The sequence below is a fragment of the Streptomyces sp. NPDC042336 genome, assembly GCF_055581985.1.
The window spans coordinates 340476-363509 of record NZ_JBVJEA010000001.1; the positions used below are offsets into that span (position 1 = coordinate 340476).

A 23034-nucleotide genomic window follows, 5' to 3' on the forward strand; every position below is an offset into this window, starting at 1 on the left:
GTTCACGACTCCTGGTGGGAGAGGGCTCGAACGGTGCGGGACGGGCTCGGCCGGCCCAGATGCGCGGCCATCCAGACGCTTGTGGCGACGAGACGGCCGAGGTCGACCCCGGTGTCGATGCCGAGGCCCCGCAGCATCCACACGAGGTCTTCGGTGGCGAGGTTGCCGGTGGCGGACTTGGCGAAGGGGCAGCCGCCGAGGCCGCCGGCGGAGGCGTCGACCGTGGTGACGCCCTGCTGGAGCGCGGCCAATGTGTTGGCCAGGGCCTGGCCGTAGGTGTCGTGGAAGTGCACGCCCAGCGCGGAGACCGGCACGCCCGCCCCGGTCAGCGCGGTGAGCAGGGCCGTCACATGGCCCGGGGTCGCCACACCGATGGTGTCGCCCAGGCTCAGCTCGTCGCACCCCAGGTCCAGCAGGGCCCGGCAGACCCGCACCACCTGGGGGACCGGGACCGGGCCCTCCCAGGGATCGCCGAAGCACATGGAGAGGTAGCCGCGGACGTGGACGCCGCTCGCCTTCGCCCGGGACACCACCGGCTCGAACATGGCCAGCGATTCGTCCACCGTGCGGTTGAGGTTGGCCTTGGCGAAGGACTCCGTGGCGCTGGCGAAGACCGCGACGCGGCGCGCGCCGAGCGAGAGGGCCCGGTCCAGGCCGCGTTCGTTCGGCACCAGCACCGGCAGCTCGACGGGCAGGTCGGCCACCGCCGGGAACAGCTGCTCCGCGTCCGCCAACTGGGGGACCCACTTGGGGTGGACGAAGCTCGTCGCCTCGATGGTGGTCAGGCCCGTGCCGGCCAGGCGGCGGACGAACTCCGCCTTGACGGCCGTGGGCACGGTCGCCTTCTCGTTCTGCAGTCCGTCGCGCGCGCCGACCTCGTGGACGCGGACCCGGGCGGGCAGGCCCTCGGCCGGCACGGGCATGGGCAGACCCTGTTCCGGGGTGTTCACGCCGTCTCCTCCTTCGGGTCCGTCGCGTCGTCGGCGGGTGCGATGACCGCGAGCACCTGGTCCATGGCGACGGTCGTGCCCGGCGCCACGTCCAGCTCGGTGACGGTCCCCGCGTGCGGGGCGGAGATGACGTGCTCCATCTTCATCGCCTCCACCACCAGCAGGCTCTGCCCGGCGCTCACCTCGTCGCCGACGGCGACCTTCACCACCGTCACCGTGCCCGGCATCGGCGCGGTCAGCGAGTCGGCGCCCGCGTGGGCGGCCCGGTCGAGGGAGGCGGCGACCGGGTCGTGGTCGCGCACCTGCCAGGCGTCGCCGTCGCGGCCCAGCCAGTCGGCGGCGCGGTGGAAGGTGTGCCGGACGCCGTCCAGCGTCACGGCGACCTGGTCGTCGGTGACGGTGTGGGTGCCGCGCGGGGTGTGCGTGACGGGTTCGAGTCCCGGCGCACGCAGCGGGAAGGAGACCGGCTTCGGCTCACCGCCGGTGCGCCAGCCGCTGGGCACCGAGAACGGGTCCGTCCAGCCGTCGCCGCCGGGGCGCAGCGCCTGAAGCCGTACGGCCGCCGCCGCCTCGTACACCGCCTCCGGTACGCCGGTGGTGACCAGGCCGTCGACCTCGCGCTCCACCAGCCCCGTGTCCAGCTCGCCCGCGACCACCGCCGGGTGCGCGAGCAGCCGCCGCAGGAACCCGGCGTTGGTCTGCACGCCCAGGGTGACCGTCCCGGCGAGCGCCGCCCGGAGTCTGCGCAGCGCGGTCTCCCGGTCGGGGCCGTACGCGATCACCTTGGACAGCATCGGGTCGTACAGGCTGCCGACCTCGGTGCCCTCGCTGAGCCCGGAGTCGGTGCGCACGCCGTCGCCCTCGGGCTCGCGCAGCCGCAGCACCGTGCCTCCGGAGGGCAGGAAGCCACGGGCCGGGTCTTCCGCGCACAGGCGGGCCTCGATCGCGTGCCCGGTCAGCCGTACGTCCTCCTGCGTGAACCCCAGCGGCTCACCGGCCGCCACCCTCAGCTGCCACTCCACCAGGTCCAGGCCCGTCACCAGCTCGGTCACCGGGTGCTCGACCTGGAGGCGGGTGTTCATCTCCATGAAGTAGTACTGGGAGGGGTCGCTGCCGGGGACGATGAACTCCACCGTGCCCGCGCCCCGGTAGCCGCAGGAGCGGGCCGCCTGCACGGCCGCCTCGCCCATCGCCGCCCGCGTCGCCTCGTCCAGCAGGACGCTCGGCGCCTCCTCGATCACCTTCTGGTGCCGGCGCTGGAGCGAGCACTCGCGCTCGCCCAGGTGCACCACGTTCCCGTGACCGTCGGCCAGCACCTGGATCTCGATGTGCCGGGGCCGGTCGATCCACCGCTCCACCAGCAGCGTGTCGTCGCCGAAGGAGGCGCGGGCCTCGCGCCGCGCGGCGGCGATCTCGTCGGCCAGCACGGCCGTGTCCCGCACCAGCCGCATGCCCTTGCCGCCCCCGCCCGCCGAGGGCTTGAGCAGCACCGGTGTGCCGATCTCGCGGGCGGCGTCGGCGAGCTGTTCGTCGGTGAGCCCGCTGCCGCTGCTGCCGGGGACGACCGGCACCCCGGCCGCCCGCACCGTCTCCTTGGCCCGGATCTTGTCGCCCATCAGGGCGATGGCGTCGGCGGACGGCCCGATGAAGACCAGCCCCGCCTCCTCGCAGGCCCGCGCGAAACCCGCGTTCTCGGCGAGGAAGCCGTACCCCGGGTGGACCGCCTGCGCGCCCGTCCGGGCAGCCGCCTCCAGCAGCCGCTCGACGGACAGATAGCTCTCCGTCGCCGGCGCCGGGCCGATCCGTACCGCCTCGTCGGCCTCCCGCACGTGCCGCGCGTCCGCGTCGGCGTCGGAGAAGACCGCCACCGAGCGCACGCCCATCGAGCGCAGGGTCCGCACGACGCGGACGGCGATCTCACCGCGGTTGGCGACGAGCACGGTCTCGAACATGCGCGGCGTGTCGTTCGTGTTCTCCATAAGTCCCCTCCTCACATCCGGAAGACGCCGAACCGGGGCTCGCCCAGCGGCGCGTTGGCACACGCGGTCAGGGCCAGGCCCAGCACCTGCCGGGTGTCGGCGGGCTCGATGACCCCGTCGTCCCACAGGCGGGCGGTCGCGTAGTAGGCGTTGCCCTGCCGCTCGTACTGGGCGCGGACCGGCGCCTTGAAGGACTCCTCCTCCTCGGCCGGCCACTCCTCCCCGCGCGCCTCCAGCTGGTCCCGCTTGACCGTGGCCAGTACGGAGGCGGCCTGCTCGCCGCCCATCACGGAGATCTTGGCGTTGGGCCACATCCACAGGAAGCGCGGCGAGTACGCCCGCCCGCACATCGAGTAGTTCCCCGCGCCGTACGACCCGCCGACGACCACCGTCAGCTTCGGCACGCGCGTGCACGCCACCGCCGTCACCATCTTGGCGCCGTGCTTGGCGATGCCCCCGGCCTCGTAGTCCCGGCCCACCATGAACCCGGAGATGTTCTGGAGGAACACCAGCGGGATGCCGCGCTGGTCGCACAGCTCGATGAAGTGGGCGCCCTTCTGGGCCGACTCGGAGAACAGGATGCCGTTGTTGGCGACGATCCCCACCGGGTGGCCGTGGATGCGGGCGAAGCCGGTGACCAGGGTCTGCCCGTACTCGGACTTGAACTCGGCGAAGCGGGAGCCGTCCACCACGCGCGCGATGACCTCGCGCACGTCGTAGGGGGTGCGGGAGTCGACCGGCACCGCGCCGTACAGCCCCTGCGGGTCGACCTTGGGCTCGACCGCGGGCTCCACGCCCCAGGGGAGCGCGCCGCGTTCCGGCAGGGTGGAGACGATCTGCCGGACGATGCGCAGGGCGTGCGGGTCGTCCTCCGCGAGGTGGTCGGTCACGCCGGACACGCGGGAGTGGACCTCGCCGCCGCCCAGCTCCTCCGCCGTGACCACCTCACCGGTGGCCGCCTTCACCAGCGGCGGGCCGCCCAGGAAGATCGTGCCCTGGCCCCGGACGATGACCGCCTCGTCGCTCATCGCCGGGACGTACGCGCCGCCCGCCGTGCAGGAACCGAGGACGGCGGCGATCTGCGGGATGCCCGCGCCCGACATCCGGGCCTGGTTGTAGAAGATCCGCCCGAAGTGGTCGCGGTCGGGGAAGACCTCGTCCTGCATCGGCAGGAAGGCACCCCCCGAGTCGACCAGGTACAGGCACGGCAGCCGGTTCTCCAGCGCCACCTCCTGCGCCCTCAGGTGCTTCTTCACGGTCATCGGGTAGTACGTGCCGCCCTTGACGGTGGCGTCGTTGGCGACGATCACGCACTCCCGGCCGCTGACCCGGCCGATGCCGGCGATGACGCCGGCGGCCGGGGCGGCTCCGTCGTAGAGCCCGTCGGCGGCGAGCGGCGCCAGCTCCAGGAACGGCGAGCCCGGGTCGAGCAGCGTGTCCACGCGGTCGCGCGGCAGCAGCTTGCCGCGCGCGGTGTGCCGGGCCCGCGCCCGCTCGCCGCCGCCCAGCCGGGCCGCCGCGAGCTTGGCGCGCAGTTCCTGAACGAGGACGGCGTGCGCCTCCTCGTTGGCCCGAAAGGCCTCCGACGCGGGATCCGCCGCCGTCGTCAGCTCCGGTGCCTCGTGCATCCTGCGGTCCCCTCACCCGATGGTCGATCGGTCGATCGGTTAATGAGCGTTAACGCATTTCCCTCAGGTTAACGACCGCTAACCGCCCTGTCTAGAATTGGTCCCATGGCCACCAGAACCGACGCCCCCACCCGCCGCGAGCAGATCCTCAAGGAGGCTGCCCGGCTCTTCGCCGAGCGCGGCTTCCACGGGGTGGGCGTCGACGAGATAGGCGCCGCGGTCGGCATCAGCGGCCCCGGCCTGTACCGGCACTTCCCCGGCAAGGACGCGATGCTCGCCGAGCTGCTGGTCGGGATCAGCGACTCGCTGCTGACCGGGGCGAAGCGGCGGCTGGCGGAGGCGGACGGGGCGGCCGGGTCCGGGGCGGGTGCCGGTGCGGCCGGACCCGAGGCGGTCCTCGACTCGCTCATCGAGGGGCACATCGACTTCGCGCTCGACGACCGCCCGCTCATCACCCTGCACGACCGCGAGCTGGACCGCCTCCGGGACGCCGACCGCAAGATGGTGCGCCAGTTGCAGCGGCAGTACGTCGAGCTGTGGGTCGGGGTGCTCCGGGAGGTCTACCCGGCGGTCGCCGAGCCCGCCGCCCGCTCCGCGGTCCACTCGGTCTTCGGCCTCCTGAACTCCACCCCGCACCTGGGCCGCCCCGGCTCCCTGCCCGGCCGCGCGGTGACGGCGTCCCTGCTGCACCGGATGGCACGGGGGGCCTTCGCGGCGGTGGGAGCCGGGGAGTGACGAGCGTTACCCGCGTCCCGGTCTGGACGCCCCTGGCTACCCGCCGGTACCGTTGAGTCTGAGCAAGCGCTTAGATATTCGTACCCTGGAGGTGGCGCGGTGCGCCGTACGGTGTTCAACGAGGACCACGAGGCGTTCCGGGAGACCCTCCGCGCCTTCATCGAGGCCGAGGTCGTCCCCGTCTACGACGACTGGTTCGCCGCGGGCCAGGCGCCGCGCGAGTTCTACTACAAGCTCGGCGAGCTGGGCATCTTCGGCATCAACGTGCCCGAGGAGTTCGGCGGCGCCGGCATGGACAGCCACAAGTTCGAGGCCGTCCTCTACGAGGAGACCGCCCGCGCGGGCGTCCAGTTCGGCGGCTCCGGCGTCCACGTGCTGCTCGCCCTGCCGTACATCAACATGCTGGCGACCGACGAGCAGAAGAAGCGCTACCTGCCGAAGTTCGTCACCGGCGAGGAGATGTGGGCCATCGCGATGACGGAGCCCGGCACCGGCTCCGACCTCGCGGGCATGAAGTCCACCGCCAAGCTCTCCGAGGACGGCACCCACTACGTCCTCAACGGCGCCAAGACCTTCATCACCGGCGGCGTGCACGCCGACCGCGTCATCGTCTGCGCCCGCACCGCCGCGCCCACCGCCGAGGACCGCCGCCACGGCATCTCCCTGTTCGCCGTGGACACCAAGTCCGAGGGCTACTCGGTCGGCCGCAAGCTGGACAAGCTGGGCCTGCGCACCTCCGACACCGCCGAGCTGGCCTTCGTCGACGTCAAGGTCCCCGTCGAGGACCTGCTCGGCGAGGAGAACAAGGGCTTTTACTACCTCGGCCACAACCTGGCCTCCGAGCGCTGGGGCATCGCCTTCGGCGCCTACGCGCAGGCCAAGGCCGCCGTCCGGTTCGCCAAGCAGTACGTGCAAGACCGCACCGTCTTCGGCAAGCCGGTCGCCCACTTCCAGAACACCAAGTTCGAGCTGGCCGCCTGCCAGGCCGAGGTGGACGCCGCCGAGGCCGTCGTCGACCGCGCCACCGAGGCCCTGGACGCCGGTGAGCTGACCCCCGCCGAGGCCGCGTCCGCCAAGCTGTTCTGCACCGAGGTCGCCCACCGCGTCATCGACCGCTGCCTCCAGCTGCACGGCGGCTACGGCTACATGAACGAGTACCCGATCGCCCGCCTGTACGCGGACAACCGCGTCAACCGCATCTACGGCGGCACCAGCGAGATCATGAAGTCGATCATCGCGAAGAACATGGGCCTGTAGACCACAGGACATGAGCGAAGCACTCCAGTCCCTCCTCGATCTGCTCGACCTCGAGCGGATCGAGGAGGACATCTACCGCGGCCGCTCCCGGTCCGCCGTCGTCCCCCGGGTCTTCGGCGGGCAGGTGGCGGCCCAGGCCATGGTCGCCGCCGGCCGCACGGTCCCGGCGGACCGGCACGCGCACTCCCTGCACGCGTACTTCCTGCGCCCCGGCGACCCGGGCGCGTCCATCGTCTACAACGTGGACCGCCTGCGCGACGGCCGCTCCTTCACCACCCGCCGCGTCGTCGCCGTCCAGCACGGCAAGCCGATCTTCACCCTGTCGGCGTCCTTCCAGACGTACGAGGAGGGCCTCGACCACCAGGCCCCGATGCCGCCCGCACCGGACCCGGCGACCCTCCCCACCGGCGAGGAGCGGCTGCGGAGCTACCCGCACCTGCCCGCCGAGACCGTGGAGCGCTTCCTGGAGGCGCGCGCGGCCGTCGACCTGCGCTATGTCGACGACCCGCCCTTCGGGAACTTCGGCGAGCCGCGCGAGCCGCACTCCCAGGTGTGGTTCCGCACCAACGGCAAACTCGCGGACGACCCCCTGCTGCACGTCGTCCTCGCCACCTACGTCTCCGACATGACCCTGCTCGACTCGGTGCTGCTCGCGCACGGCCGCGGCGGCTGGGCCGTCGGCGACGTCGTCGGAGCCTCGCTGGACCACGCCATGTGGTTCCACCGGCCCTTCCGCGCCGACGAATGGCTGCTGTACGACCAGCAGTCCCCGTCCGCGTCCGGCGGCCGGGGCCTCGGCCAGGCCCGCATCCACACCCAGGACGGACGGCTCGCCATATCGGTCGTCCAGGAAGGCGTGGTCCGCGTCCCTCGGGAACACTGAGGAGCATGGCGGACACAGGGGACACGGCGGACGGGAAGAACGGCGGCGGCGACAGCACCTTCACGGTGCTCGTCGCCGCCTTCGCCAATCTGGGCATCGCCGTCGCCAAGGCGGTGGCCGGCGTGATCAGCGGCTCCAGCGCCATGCTGTCCGAGGCCGCGCACTCGGTCGCCGACACCGTCACCGAGGTCCTGCTGCTGACCTCGCTCAAACGCAGCGTGCGCCCCGCCGACGAGGACCACCCCCTGGGCCACGGCCCCGAGCGCTACATCTGGGCGCTGCTCGCCGCCGTCGCCACCTTCGTCGGCGGCGCCGTCTTCTCCCTCTACGACGGCATCCACACCCTCACCCACGGCGAGGACCTCGGCGACCCGCTGGTGTCGTACATCGTCCTGGCCGTGGCCTTCGTCCTGGAGGGCTACTCGCTGCGCACCGGCCTCAGACAGGTCCGCGGCGAGGCCGCCCACCACCGGGTGTCCTTCGGCCGCTATCTGCGCCGCACCCCCGACACCGCCGTGAAGGCCGTCGTCATGGAGGACTCCGCCGCGCTGGCCGGACTGCTGCTGGCCGCGGGCGGGCTGCTCGGCGGGCAGCTCACCGGCTCAAGCGTCTGGGACGCCGTCGCCTCGCTGTGCATCGGCGCCCTGCTGCTGTACGTCGCCTGGGTGCTGGGCCGTTCCAACGCCGAGTTCCTGGTCGGCCGCCCGCTGCCGCGCTCCGTCCGGGACCGGATCAGGGCGGAGCTGGTGGCCGTCGAGCACATCGAGGCCGTACTGGAGCTGACCACCCTCGTGCAGGGACCACGGGAGGCGCTGGTCGCCGCCAAGGTCGACTTCCGGGACGTGTCGACGGCGGCGCAGATCGAGTGGGCCTGCGAGCGGGCCGAGCAGCGGCTGCGTGCCCGGTTCCCGAACGTGCGCCGGGTCTACCTGGACCCGACGCCGGGCTTCGCGCAGCGCCGCTCGGAGGGGCTGAACCCCTGGCCGTAGGAGCCGGGCCGCGGGGGCGCGGGCTACTTCAGCCCGGCCTCCGTCAGCAGGTACGCCGTCATCGGGTCGTAGTGGCGCGGGCTGACCACGTGGTCGTCCAGCGGCACCGCCACCTGGAGGGTGCCCTCGGACTCGGCGAGGAAGAGGGCCGGGTCGTTGCAGTCCGCGTAGCCGACCGAGTCCACGCCGTGCTGGGCGGCGTAACCGGCCCAGCCGTGGTCGGCGACGACCAGGTCGGGCAGGGGACGGCCCTCGCGCTCCAGACCGGTCAGGATCGCCTTCATCGGCTCGCCGGAGTGGGTGTGCCACAGCGAGGCCCCGTGCTCAAGGACCGAGACGTCCGCGAACTGCTGGACGTACCCCTCCTCCGTGGTCAGCCCCTCCGGGATCACCACGATCTCGCAGCCCGCGGCCCGCAGCGCGGCGGCCGTGGCGCGGTGCACGTCGAGCAGCCCGCCGGGGTGACCGGTCGCGAACAGCACCCGTTGTCCGCCGTCCGCCGCCTTGCGCAGCCGCCCCGCCATCCGCTCCAGCGCCGAGACGGTCAGCTCGGGGTCGATGGTGTCCTGCCCGTAGCGGTGCTCGGGGTCGTCGTTGACACCGACCCGCTCCGCCATCACCGCGAGCACGTCCTGCTCGTCGCTCCAGCGGTCGCCCAGCTCCAGACCGAGCCAGAAGCCCCGGTCGCCGTTGGCCAGTTTCCGGTAGTGGGAGAGGTTGTTCTCGCGGGGCGTGGCGACGTCGCCCGCGATACGCGTCCTGACGAGGTGCTCGGCGAGTTCGGCGCGGCTGGGTGTCCCGGGTATCGGCATGGCTCCATTGTGGGGCAGCCGGGCGGCGGGCAGCAGCCGGTCCCGGCGGGATAGCCGATTCCTCCAGTCCCCGGTGCCCGTATGGACGGAATGTACATATCGCGGCCGCGTTTGGGCCATCTAGTCTGCGAGGACCGGCTGCCCGGCCCACCAGTACAGTCGGACAGAAGCAGTACATGCGCGACGAAGCGCACGAAGGAAGGCAGTGCATGAGCGGCAACGAGACGCCCCGCGGTCCCGTCGACTCCTCCCGGATCCCGCGCTACGCCGGGCCCGCGACCTTCGCCCGGCTCCCGCGCCTGGACGAGGTCGGCGCCGCCGACGTCGCCGTCGTGGGCGTGCCGTTCGACTCGGGCGTCTCCTACCGGCCCGGCGCCCGCTTCGGCGGCAACGCCATCCGCGAGGCCTCCCGCCTGCTGCGCCCCTACAACCCGGCGCAGGACGCCGCCCCCTTCGCCCTCGCCCAGGTCGCGGACGGCGGCGACATCGCCGTGAACCCGTTCAACATCCACGAGGCCGTCGAGACGATCGAGGCCGCCGCCGACGACCTCCTCGGCACCGGTGCCCGCCTGATGACCCTGGGCGGCGACCACACCATCGCCCTCCCGCTGCTCCGCTCGGTCGCCAAGAAGCACGGGCCCGTCGCCCTGCTGCACTTCGACGCCCACCTGGACACCTGGGACACCTACTTCGGCGCCGAGTACACGCACGGCACCCCCTTCCGTCGCGCGGTCGAGGAGGGCGTCCTCGACACCTCCGCGCTCTCCCACGTCGGCACCCGCGGCCCCCTGTACGGCAAGAAGGACCTCACCGACGACGAGAAGATGGGCTTCGGCATCGTCACGTCGGCCGACGTCTACCGCCGCGGCGCCGACGAGGTGGCCGACCAGCTGAGGCAGCGCATCGGGGACCGCCCGCTGTACATCTCCATCGACATCGACTGCCTCGACCCGGCCCACGCCCCCGGCACCGGCACCCCCGAGGCCGGCGGCATGACCTCCCGCGAGCTGCTGGAGATCCTGCGCGGCCTGGCCTCCTGCAACCTGGTCTCCGCCGACGTCGTCGAGGTCGCCCCGGCCTACGACCACGCGGAGATCACGTCGGTGGCCGCGTCCCACACCGCCTACGAACTGACCACCATCATGTCCCGCCAGATCGCCGAGGCCCGTTCGCGGTGACCCACGACCACGACCTGGTGCTCCGTCCCACCGCCGCCCAGACGGAGGCCGCGCTGAACCCGCCCGGCGGGCGCACCGGCGGGGACCTGGTCGTGGAGTCCCTGGCCGCGCTCGGCGCGACCACCGTCTTCGGCCTGCCCGGCCAGCACGCCCTCGGGGTGTTCGACGCCCTGCGCCGCTCCGGCCTGCGCTACATCGGCCTGCGGGTGGAGAACAACGCCGGGTTCGCCGCCGACGCCTACGGCCGCGTCACCGGCGAGGCGGCCCCGCTGCTGCTGTCGACCGGCCCCGGCGCGCTCACCTCGCTGGCCGCGCTCCAGGAGGCGCGGGCCGCCTCCGCGCCCGTCCTGGCCATCGGCAGCCAGGTCCCCGCGGCGGGCCTCGGCGGCGGCCGCCACGGCTACCTGCACGAACTCCCCGACCAGGCCGCCTCCTTCCGGGGCGTGGTCAAGTCCGTGCACACCGTCCGCACCCAGTCCCAGATCCCGTCCGCGATCGCCCAGGCGTGGACGTCGGCGCTGACCGTCCCGCACGGCCCGGTCTGGGTGGAGATCCCGCAGGACGTCCTGCTGGCCGAGACCTCGATCCCGGTCGTGTCCGGCGGCGACACCTTCCCCGAGGAACTGCCCCCGCGCCCCGAACTCACGGCCGTGGCCGGCGACCTGCTCACCCGCGCCGAGCGCCCGGCGATCATCGCGGGCGGGGGAGTGGTCCGCGCGGACGCCGCCAAGAAGCTGCGGCAGTTGGCCGAGCGGCTCGACGCCCCCGTCGTCACCACCTTCGGCGGCAAGGGCGCGTTCCCCTGGACGCACCCCCTCTCCCTCCAGTCCTGGCTGGAGGACCGCCACACGACGGACTTCCTCCAGGACGCGGACGTCCTCCTCGTGATCGGCTCGGGCCTCGGCGAACTCTCCTCGAACCACCACACGTTCACCCCCCGCGGCCGGGTGATCCAGATCGAGGCCGACCTCGGCAAACTGGAGTCCAACCACCCGGCCCTCGGCATCCACGCCGACGCCCGCCTCGCCCTCCAGGCCCTGCTGGAGACGGCGGGGGAGCGCACCGACCCGGCCGCCCCGGAGCGCGTACGGGAGGTGCTGGACCGGGTCCGCGCACGCATCGCCGCCCAGGGACTCACCCTGGAACAGGACGTCCTGGCCGCCGTACGCAAGGCACTCCCGCCCCGGGCCCCCTCCTTCTGGGACATGACCGTCCTGGCCTACTGGGCCTGGTCCGCCTTCGACCCGAAGGCCCCGAACACCATGCACTCCGCCCAGGGCGCGGGCGGCCTCGGCTACGCCTTCCCGGCGGCCCTGGGCGCCGCCGCCGCCGACCCCACCCACCCGGTGCTGGCCGTCTCCGGCGACGGCGGCGCCCTGTACTCGATCGCCGAGCTGGCCACCGCCCGCCAGTACGGCCTGAACGTCACCTGGCTCGTCGTCGACGACGGCGGCTACGGCATCCTGCGCCAGTACATGACCGACGCCTTCGGGCAGCCGACGGCGACGGACCTGCCGGGACCCGACTTCGTCGCCCTGGCGGAGTCGTTCGGGGTGCCGGGGGTGCGCACTCGCCCCGAAACGCTGGAGCAGGACCTCGCGAGGGCCCTGAGCGCGCCGGGCCCGGCGGTCGTCGTACTCCCGGCCGTCCTGCGGATGTTCGCGCCGACGCACGTGGACTGAAACCCTGTGCCGCAGGCCGCCCGGGAGCCTAGGATCGGGAGCCGGCCGTAGGGGGGACCGTGGATCCGGAGATCGCCGCACTCGCAGGGACGGCGGGCACGACCGTCGTCACGCTGATGGTCACGAACGCCTGGGAAACGGCGAGGGACGGCATGGTCGCCCTGTGGCGCCGTGTCCAGCCCGCCAGGGCCGAGAGCGTCGGCGAGGAGCTGGAAGCGGGCCGCGAGGAGCTGCTCCTCGCGCGCCAGGCCGGTGATGACGACGCCGAGGCCGAGCTGACCGCCGAATGGCAGGGACGCGTACGGCGCCTGCTCCTGGCCCGCCCCGATGTCGCCGACGAACTGCGCGCCCTCCTGGACGAGTTGGCGCCGTCGGTGCCGGAGGAAGCGGACGCCCGGCACATCCGCCTGCGGGCCCGCGCGTCGGGCAGCGCCCGGATCTACCAGGCCGGCCGCGACCAGCACATCAGCGAACGATGAGCGTGCCGCGGCCGATGGAGGGCCGTGCCTCCGGCAGCGCCCGGATCTACCAGACCGGTGGCGACCAGTACATCGAGGAGCACGTCCACCACTGGGCCCCGGGCTCGGCCCCGATCTTCGGACAGCCGTGGACGGGCCCGGCCGACCCCCGGGAGTCCGCCCCCGACTCCGTCCGCATGCCCCTGGTCGGTCGCGCTCCCGGCGTCCTGCGGGACCGCACCGACCTCATGGCGCGTCTGCGGGCCGCCGTGGCCGGACCCGGCGGCGACATCCAGGTCCTGCACGGCCTGGGCGGCTGCGGCAAGACGGCCGTCGCCCAGGCCCTGTTCCACGAGGCCGTACGGGACCACGGCCGCGTCGGCCTGTGGGTCAACGCCTCCGAACGCGTCTCCCTGCGCGCGGGCATGCTCGCCGTCGCCGGTGACCGCGGTGCCACCGCCGGCGAACTGGCCGCGGCGGCCGGCGGCCGGCGCGCCGCGGCCGACCTGGTCTGGCACTACCTGGACCACTCGGCTCAACCCTGGCTGCTGGTCCTCGACAACGCCGACGACCCCGCCGTCCTGGAGGAGGGCGCCTGGCTGCGCCCGAGCCCCTCGGGCACGGTGCTGGTCACCACCCGCCACGCGACCTCTCCGCTGTGGCGCGCCCCGGCGACGAGCAGTCACCGGCTCGGGGTGCTGCCCCTGGAGGACGCGACCCTGGTCCTGTGCGATCTGGCTCCGGACGCGGGCACGCGGGAGGCCGCGCGGAAGGTCGCCCGGCGCCTGGGCTGCCTGCCCCTGGCGCTGACCCTGGCCGGGGCCCATCTGGCCCACCAACTGCTGGAGTCGTGGTCCATGGACGAGTACGACCGGAAACTGACCGAGGAGTCGACGGCCCTGGTCGACCGGGGGGCGTCGGCGACCGGCGGGGGACCGTCCCGCCACCTCGTGGGCCGCACATGGCAGCTGTCGCTGGACAGCCTGGCGGAGGGCGGCCTGCCGGAGGCCACGGCGCTGCTGCGGCTGCTGTCCTTCTGGGCGGCGGACCCCGTGCCGCTGTCCCTGCTCATGCCTGCGGCACAGGGCGGGGCCGGCCTCGAACGCCTCGAACCGCCGCTGGCCGCGCCCCGGGTCGAACCGGCCCTGCGCGCGCTTCTCGACCATTCGCTGATCGAGACGGTGGAGACGGACGGGCACCGCTGTGTGAAGGCCCACGGGGTCCTGCTGGACAGCGTCGCCGCGGGCGTGCCCGACGCGGAGCGCGGACTCCTGGCGGCAGCGGCGGGCCGGCTGCTGCGGGCGGCACTGCCGCAGGAGGGCGCCGGGTCGCCGCGGGCCCGCTCCCAGGTGCTCCTCCTGGCACCGCACGCGAGGGGCCTGCTGCACCGGTCCGGTCGCCACGGCCTGGTGACGGCGGACTCCGTGGGGATCGCGGTCCGTGTCGCTCGGCTGGTGTACGAGGCGGGGGACTGGACCGCCGCGCTGGCCCTGGCCTCCACCGCCGCGAGGACGGCCGCGGAGCACCTGGGGGACGAGCACCCCGCCACGATCGAGGCCCGGTCGGGGCAGGGCACCGTCCTGTTCCGGCTGGGCCGGTACGCCGAAGCCGCCGACCTGCTGCGGCCGGTCCACCAGGACGCGCTGCGCACGCTCGGCCCGCATGACGCGCGCACCCTGGACGCGGCTTACGAACTGCAGCGGGTACTGCACCGCCTGGGCGACCTGGAGCAGGCGCGTACGCTGCTGGACACCGTCCTGGACGGCCGCCGCCAGGCGCTCGGCGAGGACCATCTCGCCACCCTCAAGACCCGCTGCGAGATGCTGGAACTCCGCCTCGCACGGGACGAGTTCGACGGCTACACGGTGGCGGCCGGGGAACTGGCGGAGGACTGCGAACGCCGTCTCGGCCCCGACCATCTGGTGACGGTCTGGGCGCGCGACGCGCTGGCGCGAGGGCTCCTGCGCTCCGGCCGGGGCGCCGAGGCCGAGGACCTCTTCCGCCGGGTGCTGGCCGGGCAGCGGGCGGGGTACGGGGACGACCACCCCCTGGTCCTCGGGGTGCTCATCCAGCTCAGCCGCGCCCAGTATGCGCAGGGCAAGCGGGAGCGGGCCGCCGGGACCGCGCGCGAGGTGGCCGACGGGCGGGCCCGGGTCCTGGGCGAGGACCACCCCGAGACCGTCGCGGCCCGCGCCTGGTACACCGAGGTCCTGGCGATGCCGCCCGAGCCGGACGACGCCGTGGGCCGACCGCCTACCAGATCGACTCCACCCACTCCGGGTGGTCGATGAACGGGTTGCGGTTGTGCTGGTAGTCGTCGTAGACGACCTGGTTGCGGTGTTCCTCGAAGGCGTCCGGCGGGTCCTCGTCGTTCCAGGCCTTCAGTACGGAGAGCTTGCCGATGTACGGGTTGCTGCCGTTGTCGACCCGGCCGTTGACCTCCAGGTCGGCGAAGCCGTCGCCGCCCTCGTAGCGGACCGCCATGTAGAAGATCATGCGGGCCACGTCGCCCTTGACGGCGTCGCGGGGCTCGAAGGAGTCGGAGTCGGTGAGGCTGCCGCCGCCCTCGCTGACGGCGCTGCCGCCGTTGTCGAAGTCCTTGTTGCCCCGCACGCTGTTGACACCGACGTCCGAGGGGCGCAGGTGGTGCAGGTCGGTGCCCGGACCGGTGGCGGTGCCGAAGTCGCCGTGGGACTTGGCCCACACGTGCTCGCGGTTCCAGTCGCCGGTGTCGCCGCCGTTGAGTGACTTGCTGCGGGAGACGCCCGAGTAGAGCAGGATCACGTTGCCGGTGTTGTCCGGGTCCTCGTCGGTGGCTTTCAACGCGTCCCAGACCGCCGAGTACGACAGCTTCGTCTGGTCGCTGATGATCGTGTGGAGGGACGACTTGAGGCTGGTGCCGGTCTTGCCGACGGCGTCCTTGTAGTACGTCGAGTCGTAGTCCGTGTTCGTCGTCGTGGTCGCCGTGGCGGGGCTCGCCGTGAGGGAGGGTGTGGCGAGTCCGGCCAGGACGGCGGCCGTGGCGAGGACGACCGCCTTCCGGCGCAGGGTGCGTATCGCGAGCATGTGGGGTGTCCGATCTACGCGTGTGGAGTCGTGCGGTAGATCGAGCGTGACATGGACATGTAGGAGGTGGGGTGTGCAGAGGGTGACGATTGCGTGACGGTGGCCGCGCGCCGGCTCGGTCGACGGGCGCGGGGTTCAGCCGAGCAGTCGGGGCAGCGCCTCCTTGAGGGCCGCGAGCTGGGCCCGGTAGCCCGCGTTGAACTCGGCCAGTTCGCGCACGCCGAGGTTGTGTCCCAAGTCGCCCTCCCGCAACGGCACCATGGCGGGCATCGCGCCGAACACCTCGGCCATCGCCTTGGCGTGCCGGCCCTTCTGCACGGCGGTCACCAGGTCCTCGAAGAGGTCGAGCTTCAGGGCCTGGATCCGTTGCCGCGGACTGTCCTTGTCCTTGAACTCGTCCCGCACGGTCGGCTTGGGACTGCCCCCGGGGTCCGCGATGAACTTCAGCACCCGCAGCGTCGCGTACAGCCGCCCGGCCAGCCTCTGACCGTTTTCCTTCTGCTCTGGCATGAGGCATTACTTGCCATCCCGGCGCTCCCGCATCCCAGCTTTCGAAAAGCGGTCAACTTCCGTCCATCCCACCGCCCTAGGGTGACCGGCATGCGCTCGAGAACCTTCCGTACCGCCCTCGCCACCCTCACCGCGGGCCTCGCCGCGGCCGGCTGCCTGACCGCCGCGGGGCCGGCCACCGCCGCGCCGGAGCGGCACCCGGCGAACGCCTGCTCGTCCGCCGTCTCCCTCACCGGCTTCACCGACGCCCTCGACAAGACGGCGTACGACGGCACCTACGTCGGCAACCTCTCGGCCCTCGCCCCGGACCGGCACGGCGCTCTGGCCGCCCTCTCCGACCGCTCGTCCCTCTTCCGGCTGGACGCGCGCACCCTGAAGCCGCGCGACGTGATCACACTCGCCGACGAGAAGGGCGCCGCGCTCGACTCCGAGGCACTGGTCGCGGACCGGGACGGCGGCTACCTGGTCTCCTCCGAGACCGAGCCGTCCGTCCGCCGCTACTCCCGCACCGGCGAACTGCTCGGCCGCCTGCCCGTGCCGGAGGACCTGCGTACGGCCCCCGCGGGGCGGGCCCGGGCCAACGGAAGCTTCGAGGGGCTCACGCTGCTCCCCGGCGGCCGGACCCTGCTCGCCTCGATGGAGTACCCGCTCGACGGCGACCCCGCCGACCTGGTCCGCTTCCAGACCTGGCAGCGGACGCGGCACGGCGACTTCCGGCCGGGCGCCCGGTACACCTACCGGACCGACCCCGGCCTCGGCGTCTCCGAGGTCACCGCGACCCCCGACGGCCGCCTCCTCGTCCTGGAGCGCGGCTTCACCGCCGGCGTCGGCAACACCGTCCGCCTCCAGCTGGCCGACCGGCCCGGCCGCGGCACCGCGCTGCACAAGAGGCTCCTCGCCGGCCTCGTCGACTGCCCTTCCCTCGGGGCCACCGCCAGGCAGCCGCAGCCCAATCCGCTCCTCGACAACTTCGAGGGGATGGCCGTGACCGGTCGTACCGGGGGCCGCCTGGAGGTCCTGATCGTCAGCGACGACAACCAGAACGACGCACAGACCACCCGCTTCCTCAGGCTCCGCGTACGCGCCTGATCACCCGGCCGATTGTTTCGGCGGGATGAAATCCCCGCTCGCACGCGTTGGTGCCTTCCGGTAGATCAGGTGAGCAGGACGACCGACCGGAGGGCACGGCGTGGAAGCGCAACGGGGCTGGGTGCGACGACTGGCGGGCTACGCCTGGCGGAATCCCAAGGATGTCGTCCTCGCACTCGGGGCCTCGCTGGGCGGCATGGCCGTCATGGCCTTCGTCCCGTTGATCACCAAGGTGATCATCGACGACGTGATCGGCACCAAGACCCGGGACATGGCCGTCTGGGCCGGCCTCCTGATCGCCGCCGCGCTCGTCGTCTACGTCCTGACCTACATCCGCCGCTACTACGGCGGCCGGCTCGCCCTCGACGTCCAGCACGACCTGCGCACCGACATGTACGGGACGATCACCCGGCTCGACGGCCGGCGGCAGGACGAGCTGTCCACGGGACAGGTGATCGGGCGGGCGACCAGCGACCTCCAGCTGATCCAGGGCCTGCTCTTCATGCTCCCGATGACCATCGGGAACGTCCTGCTCTTCCTGATCTCCCTGGTGATCATGGCGTGGCTGTCCCTGCCGCTCACCCTGGTCGCGCTGGCCGTCGCCCCCGCGCTGTGGTTCATCGCCCGCCGCAGCCGCACCCGGCTGCACCCGGCCACCTGGTACGCGCAGGCGCAGGCCGCCGCCGTCGCCGGGGTGGTCGACGGTTCGGTGAGCGGCGTGCGTGTGGTGAAGGGCTTCGGGCAGGAGGAGCAGGAGACCGGCAAGCTCCGGGAGGTCGGACGCAGGCTCTTCGCCGGGCGGCTGCGCACGATCAGGCTGAACGCCACCTACACCCCGGCCCTCCAGGCCGTTCCCGCGCTCGGGCAGGTCGCCATGCTCGCCCTCGGCGGCTGGCTGGCCGTACGCGGGCACATCACCCTCGGCACCTTCGTCGCCTTCTCCACCTACCTCGCCCAGTTGGTCGGCCCGGTGCGGATGCTGGCCATGGTGCTCACCGTCGGCCAGCAGGCCCGGGCCGGCACCGAGCGCGTCCTGGAGCTGATCGACACCGAGCCGGCCATCGCGGACGGCACCAAGACCCTGCCGGCCGACGCGCCCGCGACCGTCGAGTTCGACGACGTCGCCTTCGGCTACGACACCGGCGACGGGGAGCCGCGGACCGTACTGGACGGGCTCTCCTTCGAGATCCGCGCCGGTGAGACCCTCGCCGTCGTCGGCTCCTCGGGCTCCGGCAAGTCCACCGTCTCGCTGCTCCTGCCGCGCTTCTACGACGTGACGCGCGGCGCCGTCCTCGTCGGCGGCCACGACGTGCGCGAGCTGACCCTCGACTCGCTGCGGGCCGCCGTCGGCCTGGTGCCCGAGGACTCCTTCCTCTTCTCCGACACCGTCCGCGCCAACATCGCCTACGGCCGCCCGGACGCCACCGACGAGGAGATCGAGGCCGCCGCGCGGGCCGCCCAGGCGCACGGATTCATCACCGAACTGCCCGAGGGCTACGACACGACCGTCGGCGAGCACGGGCTGACCCTCTCCGGCGGCCAGCGCCAGCGCGTCGCGCTCGCCCGGGCGATCCTCACCGACCCCCGGCTGCTGGTCCTCGACGACGCCACGTCCGCCGTGGACGCCAGGGTGGAGCACGAGATCCACGAGGCGCTGAAGCAGGTCATGCGGGGCCGCACCACGCTCCTGATCGCCCACCGCCGCTCCACCCTCGGCCTCGCCGACCGCATCGCCGTCCTGGACCGGGGCCGCCTCGCCGACCTCGGCACCCACGAGGAGCTCCAGGCCCGCTCTGCCCTCTACCGGCGGCTGCTCACCGACCCCGACGAGCTGGGCGGCGTCTCGCCCGGCCACACACGCCCCGCCGCGAAGACGGAGGACACGTCGGTACGCGACGAGCTGGACGCCGAGTTCGACGCCGAGCGCGGGGTCACGCCCCGGCTGTGGACCGGCGACCGCGCGCCCAAGGACACCGCTCTCGCCGGCACCCCGGCCACCCCGGAGCTGCTCGCCCAGGTCGACGCGCTGCCCCCGGCGAACGGCACCCCGGACATCGACGAGGCGCGGGCGGTCCGGCCCGAGTCGTCCTACGGCCTGCGACGTCTGCTGCGCGGCTTCCGTACGCCGCTGCTGATCAGCCTCGCCCTGGTGGCGATCGACGCGGGCATGGGCCTGCTGCTGCCGGTGCTGATCCGCAACGGCATCGACGACGGCGTCACCCAGGTCGCCCTCGGCGCGGTGTGGGCGTCCTCGTTGCTCGGCCTGGTCGCCGTACTCGCCCAGTGGGCGGCCCAGACCGGCGAGATCCGGATGACCGGCCGGACCGGCGAGCGGATCCTGTACTCGCTGCGCCTGAAGATCTTCGCCCAGCTCCAGCGGCTCGGCCTCGACTACTACGAGCGCGAGCTGACCGGCCGGATCATGACCCGGATGACGACGGACGTGGACGCGCTGTCGACGTTCCTGCAGACCGGACTCGTCACCGCGTTCGTCTCGGTCGTCACCTTCTTCGGCATCATGGTCGCCCTGCTTGTGATCGACGTGCAGCTCGCGCTGATCGTCTTCGCGACCCTGCCGCCGCTGATCATCGCCACGTACTACTTCCGCCGGGCCAGCGTGAAGGCGTACGAACTCGCCCGCGAGCGGGTGTCCACGGTCAACGCCGACCTCCAGGAGTCGGTGGCGGGCCTCAGGATCGTGCAGGCCTTCCGGCGCGAGCGGGACGGCGGGCGGCGGTTCGCCGAGCGCAGCGACAGCTACCGGCAGGCCCGCATCCGCGGACAGTGGCTGATCTCGGTCTACTTCCCGTTCGTGCAGCTGCTCTCCTCGGCCGCCGCCGCGGCCGTGCTGGTCGTGGGCGGCGGGCGGATCGACGACGCCACGCTGACGACCGGCGCGCTGGTGGCGTACCTGCTCTACATCGACCTGTTCTTCGCGCCGGTCCAGCAGCTCTCCCAGGTCTTCGACGGCTACCAGCAGGCGTCCGTCTCGCTGGGCCGCATCCAGGAACTGCTGCGCGAGCCGACCTCGACCCGGGCCGCCGACAAGCCGTCCGAGGTCACCTCGCTGCGCGGCGAGATCGCCTTCGAGGACGTGCACTTCTCCTACGGCGGCGAGGACGCGGCGGACACCGCGCTCACCGGCATCGACCTGCGCATCCCGGCCGGGCAGACCGTCGCCTTCGTCGGCGAGACCGGAGCGGGCAAGTCGACCCTGGTGAAGCTGGTGGCCCGGTTCTACGACCCGACCGCGGGCCGGGTCACCGTCGACGGGCGGGACCTGCGCACCCTAGACCTCACCTCCTACCGGCACCGGCTGGGCGTCGTGCCGCAGGAGGCGTACCTCTTCCCCGGCACCGTCCGGGACGCCATCGCCTACGGCCGTCCGGACGCCACCGACGCCGAGGTGGAGGCGGCGGCGCGGGCGGTCGGCGCGCACGAGATGATCGCCACGCTCACCGGCGGCTACCTCCACGAGGTCGCCGAGCGGGGCCGCAACCTCTCCGCCGGGCAGCGGCAGCTGATCGCGCTGGCCCGCGCCGAGCTGGTCGGCCCGGACGTGCTGCTCCTCGACGAGGCGACCGCGGCCCTCGACCTGGCCACCGAGGCACAGGTCAACCGGGCCACCGACCGCGTCGCGGGACGCCGTACCACGCTCGTCGTCGCGCACCGGCTGACCACGGCCGCCCGCGCGGACCGGGTCGTCGTCATGGACGGCGGGCGGGTCGCCGAGGACGGCACGCACGACGAACTGCTGGCCCTCGACGGGCGGTACGCGCGGCTGTGGCGGACCTTCGTGGGCGCGTCCGAACCCGAGGAGCCGGTCGGCGCGCTGCACTGACGCGTTCGCGCAACCGTGCGACACGTGTCCTGCGTCCGTACATCCGTACGTCGTCAGTGATCGCCCGAGGGAGGGGGACCGCCAGTGGGCCGGGCCGGTGCCGCAACCCGCCGTCGGCTGGCGCTCGGCACGGCCGTGCTGAGCGTCACCGCGCTGCTCGCCGTCGCGATGCCGCAGGAGGCGCAGGCCGCCGCGGGCTGCGCCGGCCGCAAGGTGCGCACCCTCCACTTCGCCACCGGCTCCGTCCTGGTGCACAAACGCGGTGGCTACGTCTGCGCCGTCACCGTCCCCGGGAAGCCGGGCACCAAGCGGCAGATGTCCGTGAGCGTGCGGGCCCGCGGCGGCCGGGCGGTCGTGGACGCGGGCCGGTTCGCCTACCGCGCCGGTCCGGTGACCGTGCACGCAGGGAAGCGCTGCGTGTGGGTGACCGGAAAGGTGGCCGGTGGCTCGGTCAGCTCCGGCTGGATCCTCTGCTGACTCTGGTGTCGCGGGAGTTGCTCCGATAGCTTCCGGCGGACATCGGTTTCACAGGGAGGGTGCATGCGCAAGGCGCTCAGATGGCTGCTGGCGCTCGTGGTGCTCATAGGCACCGTCAGCACGGCGGGGGCGGCCACCGCCGCCGAGCCGAAGGCCGTCGACATCAAGGACCGGCTGCTGTCCGTACCGGGCATGAGCCTGATCGAGGAGAAGCCGTACCCCGGCTACCGCTTCTTCGTCCTCAACTACACCCAGCCGGTGGACCACCGGCACCCGTCCAAGGGCACGTTCCAGCAGCGGATCACCGTGCTGCACAAGGACGTGAACCGCCCGACGGTCTTCTACACCGGCGGCTACAACGTCTCCACGAACCCCAGCCGGCGCGAGCCGACCCAGATCGTGGACGGCAACCAGGTCTCCATGGAGTACCGCTACTTCACGCCGTCCCGGCCCGCCCCGGCCGACTGGTCCAAGCTGGACATCTGGCAGGCCGCCAGCGACCAGCACCGCATCTTCGAGGCCCTGAAGCCGGTCTACTCGGAGAACTGGATCTCCACCGGCGGCTCCAAGGGCGGCATGACCGCCACCTACTACGAACGCTTCTACCCGCGGGACATGGACGGCGTCGTCGCCTACGTCGCCCCCAACGACGTGGTGAACAAGGAGGACTCGGCCTACGACCGCTTCTTCGCCCGGGTCGGCACCGAGGAGTGCCGCGAGAAGCTGGGCGGCGTGCAGCGCGAGGCGCTGGTGCGCCGCGCGCCGCTGGAGAAGAAGTACGCGGCGTACGCGGCGGAGAACGGCTACACCTTCGACACCATCGGCAGCCTCGACCGCGCCTACGAGGCCGTCGTCCTCGACTACGTCTGGGGCTTCTGGCAGTACAGCACCCTCGCCGACTGCGCGGACATCCCGGCCGACGCCGAGAACGCCACCGACGAGGCGATCTGGGACTCCGTCGACACGATCTCCGGCTTCTCCGCCTACACGGACCAGGGCCTGGAGACCTACACGCCGTACTACTACCAGGCGGGCACCCAGCTGGGCGCGCCGACGATCCACTTCCCGCACATCGAGAAGAAGTACATCCGCTACGGCTACCAGCCGCCGCGCAACTTCGTGCCCCGCTCGATCCCGATGAAGTTCGAGCCGTGGGCGATGCGGGACGTCGACACCTGGGTGAAGCACAACGCCCGTCAGATGCTGTTCGTGTACGGCGAGAACGACCCGTGGGGTGCCGAGCCCTTCCGACTCGGCCACGGTGCCCGTGACTCCTACGTCATGACCGCGCCCGGCATGAACCACGGCGCGAACGTGGCCGGTCTGGTGCCCGACCAGAAGGCCCTGGCCACGGCCCGCATCCTGGACTGGGCGGACGTCGCCCCCGCCAAGGTCCAGGAGAACCCGTCGGCGGCCAGGCCGCTGGCGGCGTTCGACGCCAAGCTCGACGCGCGGGACGTCCAGCGCGAGCCGGCGCTGCGCCCGTAAGGGCGTCCCGTC

General features: G+C 72.8%; 18 protein-coding genes. 12 read left to right on the plus strand and 6 right to left on the minus strand.

What is annotated here, in order from left to right; genetic code table 11:
* Positions 1 to 2: 2 nt before the first annotated feature.
* The 3 genes from ACZ6IM_RS01730 to ACZ6IM_RS01740 are packed head-to-tail and all read right to left on the minus strand — an operon-like array spanning position 3 to position 4557.
* The gene (locus ACZ6IM_RS01730; protein ID WP_469553803.1) at positions 3 to 950 is read right to left on the minus strand and encodes a hydroxymethylglutaryl-CoA lyase; all 948 of its coding nucleotides are present in this window, start codon (positions 948 to 950) and stop codon (positions 3 to 5) included.
* Positions 947 to 2902, minus strand: a complete 1956-nt coding sequence (locus tag ACZ6IM_RS01735) for an acetyl-CoA carboxylase biotin carboxylase subunit (RefSeq protein ID WP_052838279.1) — start codon at positions 2900 to 2902, stop codon at positions 947 to 949. Before ACZ6IM_RS01735 ends, ACZ6IM_RS01730 begins: the two co-directional genes overlap by 4 nt.
* A gap of 38 nt (positions 2903 to 2940) precedes the next feature.
* Positions 2941 to 4557, minus strand: coding sequence for a carboxyl transferase domain-containing protein (locus tag ACZ6IM_RS01740; RefSeq protein ID WP_052838026.1), 1617 nt, complete (start codon positions 4555 to 4557; stop codon positions 2941 to 2943).
* 105 nt (positions 4558 to 4662) lie between these two features.
* Here ACZ6IM_RS01740 and ACZ6IM_RS01745 point away from each other — a divergent pair, with 105 nt between their 5' ends.
* The 4 genes from ACZ6IM_RS01745 to ACZ6IM_RS01760 all read left to right on the plus strand — a co-directional run bounded on the left by ACZ6IM_RS01745 (position 4663) and on the right by ACZ6IM_RS01760 (position 8421).
* Positions 4663 to 5292: an SACE_7040 family transcriptional regulator gene (locus ACZ6IM_RS01745; RefSeq protein WP_469553804.1), complete on the plus strand. Its 630-nt coding sequence runs from the start codon at positions 4663 to 4665 to the stop codon at positions 5290 to 5292.
* Between the two features lie 99 nt (positions 5293 to 5391).
* Positions 5392 to 6549 (plus strand): acyl-CoA dehydrogenase family protein, encoded by a 1158-nt coding sequence (locus tag ACZ6IM_RS01750; RefSeq protein WP_052838028.1) that lies wholly within the window; start codon positions 5392 to 5394, stop codon positions 6547 to 6549.
* Positions 6550 to 6559: 10 nt separating this feature from the next.
* Positions 6560 to 7432, plus strand: coding sequence for an acyl-CoA thioesterase (locus tag ACZ6IM_RS01755; RefSeq protein ID WP_052838029.1), 873 nt, complete (start codon positions 6560 to 6562; stop codon positions 7430 to 7432).
* 5 nt (positions 7433 to 7437) lie between these two features.
* Positions 7438 to 8421 carry a cation diffusion facilitator family transporter gene (locus ACZ6IM_RS01760; RefSeq protein WP_052838030.1) on the plus strand — a complete coding sequence of 328 codons (984 nt, stop codon included), beginning with the start codon at positions 7438 to 7440 and terminating at the stop codon, positions 8419 to 8421.
* A 23-nt stretch (positions 8422 to 8444) separates the two neighbouring features.
* Here ACZ6IM_RS01760 and ACZ6IM_RS01765 read toward each other — a convergent pair whose 3' ends face one another.
* Positions 8445 to 9233 (minus strand): phosphatase, encoded by a 789-nt coding sequence (locus tag ACZ6IM_RS01765; protein WP_030179842.1) that lies wholly within the window; start codon positions 9231 to 9233, stop codon positions 8445 to 8447.
* 209 nt (positions 9234 to 9442) lie between these two features.
* On the opposite strand from ACZ6IM_RS01765, the gene speB reads away from it, so the two are divergent.
* Genes speB through ACZ6IM_RS01785 form a run of 4 tightly spaced genes read left to right on the plus strand, consistent with a single transcriptional unit; the run spans position 9443 to position 14842 of the window.
* On the plus strand, positions 9443 to 10411 hold the full coding sequence (gene speB / locus ACZ6IM_RS01770) for an agmatinase (protein ID WP_052838031.1): 969 nt from the start codon (positions 9443 to 9445) through the stop codon (positions 10409 to 10411).
* Positions 10408 to 12093 (plus strand): thiamine pyrophosphate-binding protein, encoded by a 1686-nt coding sequence (locus ACZ6IM_RS01775; RefSeq protein ID WP_469553806.1) that lies wholly within the window; start codon positions 10408 to 10410, stop codon positions 12091 to 12093. The genes speB and ACZ6IM_RS01775 overlap by 4 nt, the downstream gene beginning before the upstream one ends.
* A gap of 59 nt (positions 12094 to 12152) precedes the next feature.
* Positions 12153 to 12572, plus strand: coding sequence for a hypothetical protein (locus ACZ6IM_RS01780; RefSeq protein WP_052838033.1), 420 nt, complete (start codon positions 12153 to 12155; stop codon positions 12570 to 12572).
* Positions 12569 to 14842 (plus strand): tetratricopeptide repeat protein, encoded by a 2274-nt coding sequence (locus ACZ6IM_RS01785; protein WP_469553808.1) that lies wholly within the window; start codon positions 12569 to 12571, stop codon positions 14840 to 14842. Before ACZ6IM_RS01780 ends, ACZ6IM_RS01785 begins: the two co-directional genes overlap by 4 nt.
* Here the strand turns inward: ACZ6IM_RS01785 and ACZ6IM_RS01790 are convergent.
* Entirely contained in the window at positions 14805 to 15617 is an 813-nt protein-coding gene (locus ACZ6IM_RS01790) for an endonuclease I family protein (protein WP_469553810.1), read from the minus strand. The genes ACZ6IM_RS01785 and ACZ6IM_RS01790 overlap by 38 nt on opposite strands.
* Positions 15618 to 15752: 135 nt before the next feature.
* Positions 15753 to 16127: a hypothetical protein gene (locus ACZ6IM_RS01795; RefSeq protein WP_469553812.1), complete on the minus strand. Its 375-nt coding sequence runs from the start codon at positions 16125 to 16127 to the stop codon at positions 15753 to 15755.
* Between the two features lie 90 nt (positions 16128 to 16217).
* Here ACZ6IM_RS01795 and ACZ6IM_RS01800 point away from each other — a divergent pair, with 90 nt between their 5' ends.
* The 4 genes from ACZ6IM_RS01800 (at position 16218) to ACZ6IM_RS01815 (ending at position 23022) form a co-directional block, all read left to right on the plus strand.
* On the plus strand, positions 16218 to 17216 hold the full coding sequence (locus ACZ6IM_RS01800; protein WP_469553814.1) for an esterase-like activity of phytase family protein: 999 nt from the start codon (positions 16218 to 16220) through the stop codon (positions 17214 to 17216).
* Positions 17217 to 17316: 100 nt separating this feature from the next.
* On the plus strand, positions 17317 to 21057 hold the full coding sequence (locus ACZ6IM_RS01805; RefSeq protein ID WP_469553815.1) for an ABC transporter ATP-binding protein: 3741 nt from the start codon (positions 17317 to 17319) through the stop codon (positions 21055 to 21057).
* 84 nt (positions 21058 to 21141) lie between these two features.
* Positions 21142 to 21534, plus strand: a complete 393-nt coding sequence (locus ACZ6IM_RS01810) for a hypothetical protein (protein ID WP_469553817.1) — start codon at positions 21142 to 21144, stop codon at positions 21532 to 21534.
* A gap of 63 nt (positions 21535 to 21597) precedes the next feature.
* The gene (locus tag ACZ6IM_RS01815) at positions 21598 to 23022 is read left to right on the plus strand and encodes a S28 family serine protease (RefSeq protein ID WP_052838039.1); all 1425 of its coding nucleotides are present in this window, start codon (positions 21598 to 21600) and stop codon (positions 23020 to 23022) included.
* Positions 23023 to 23034: the final 12 nt, after the last annotated feature.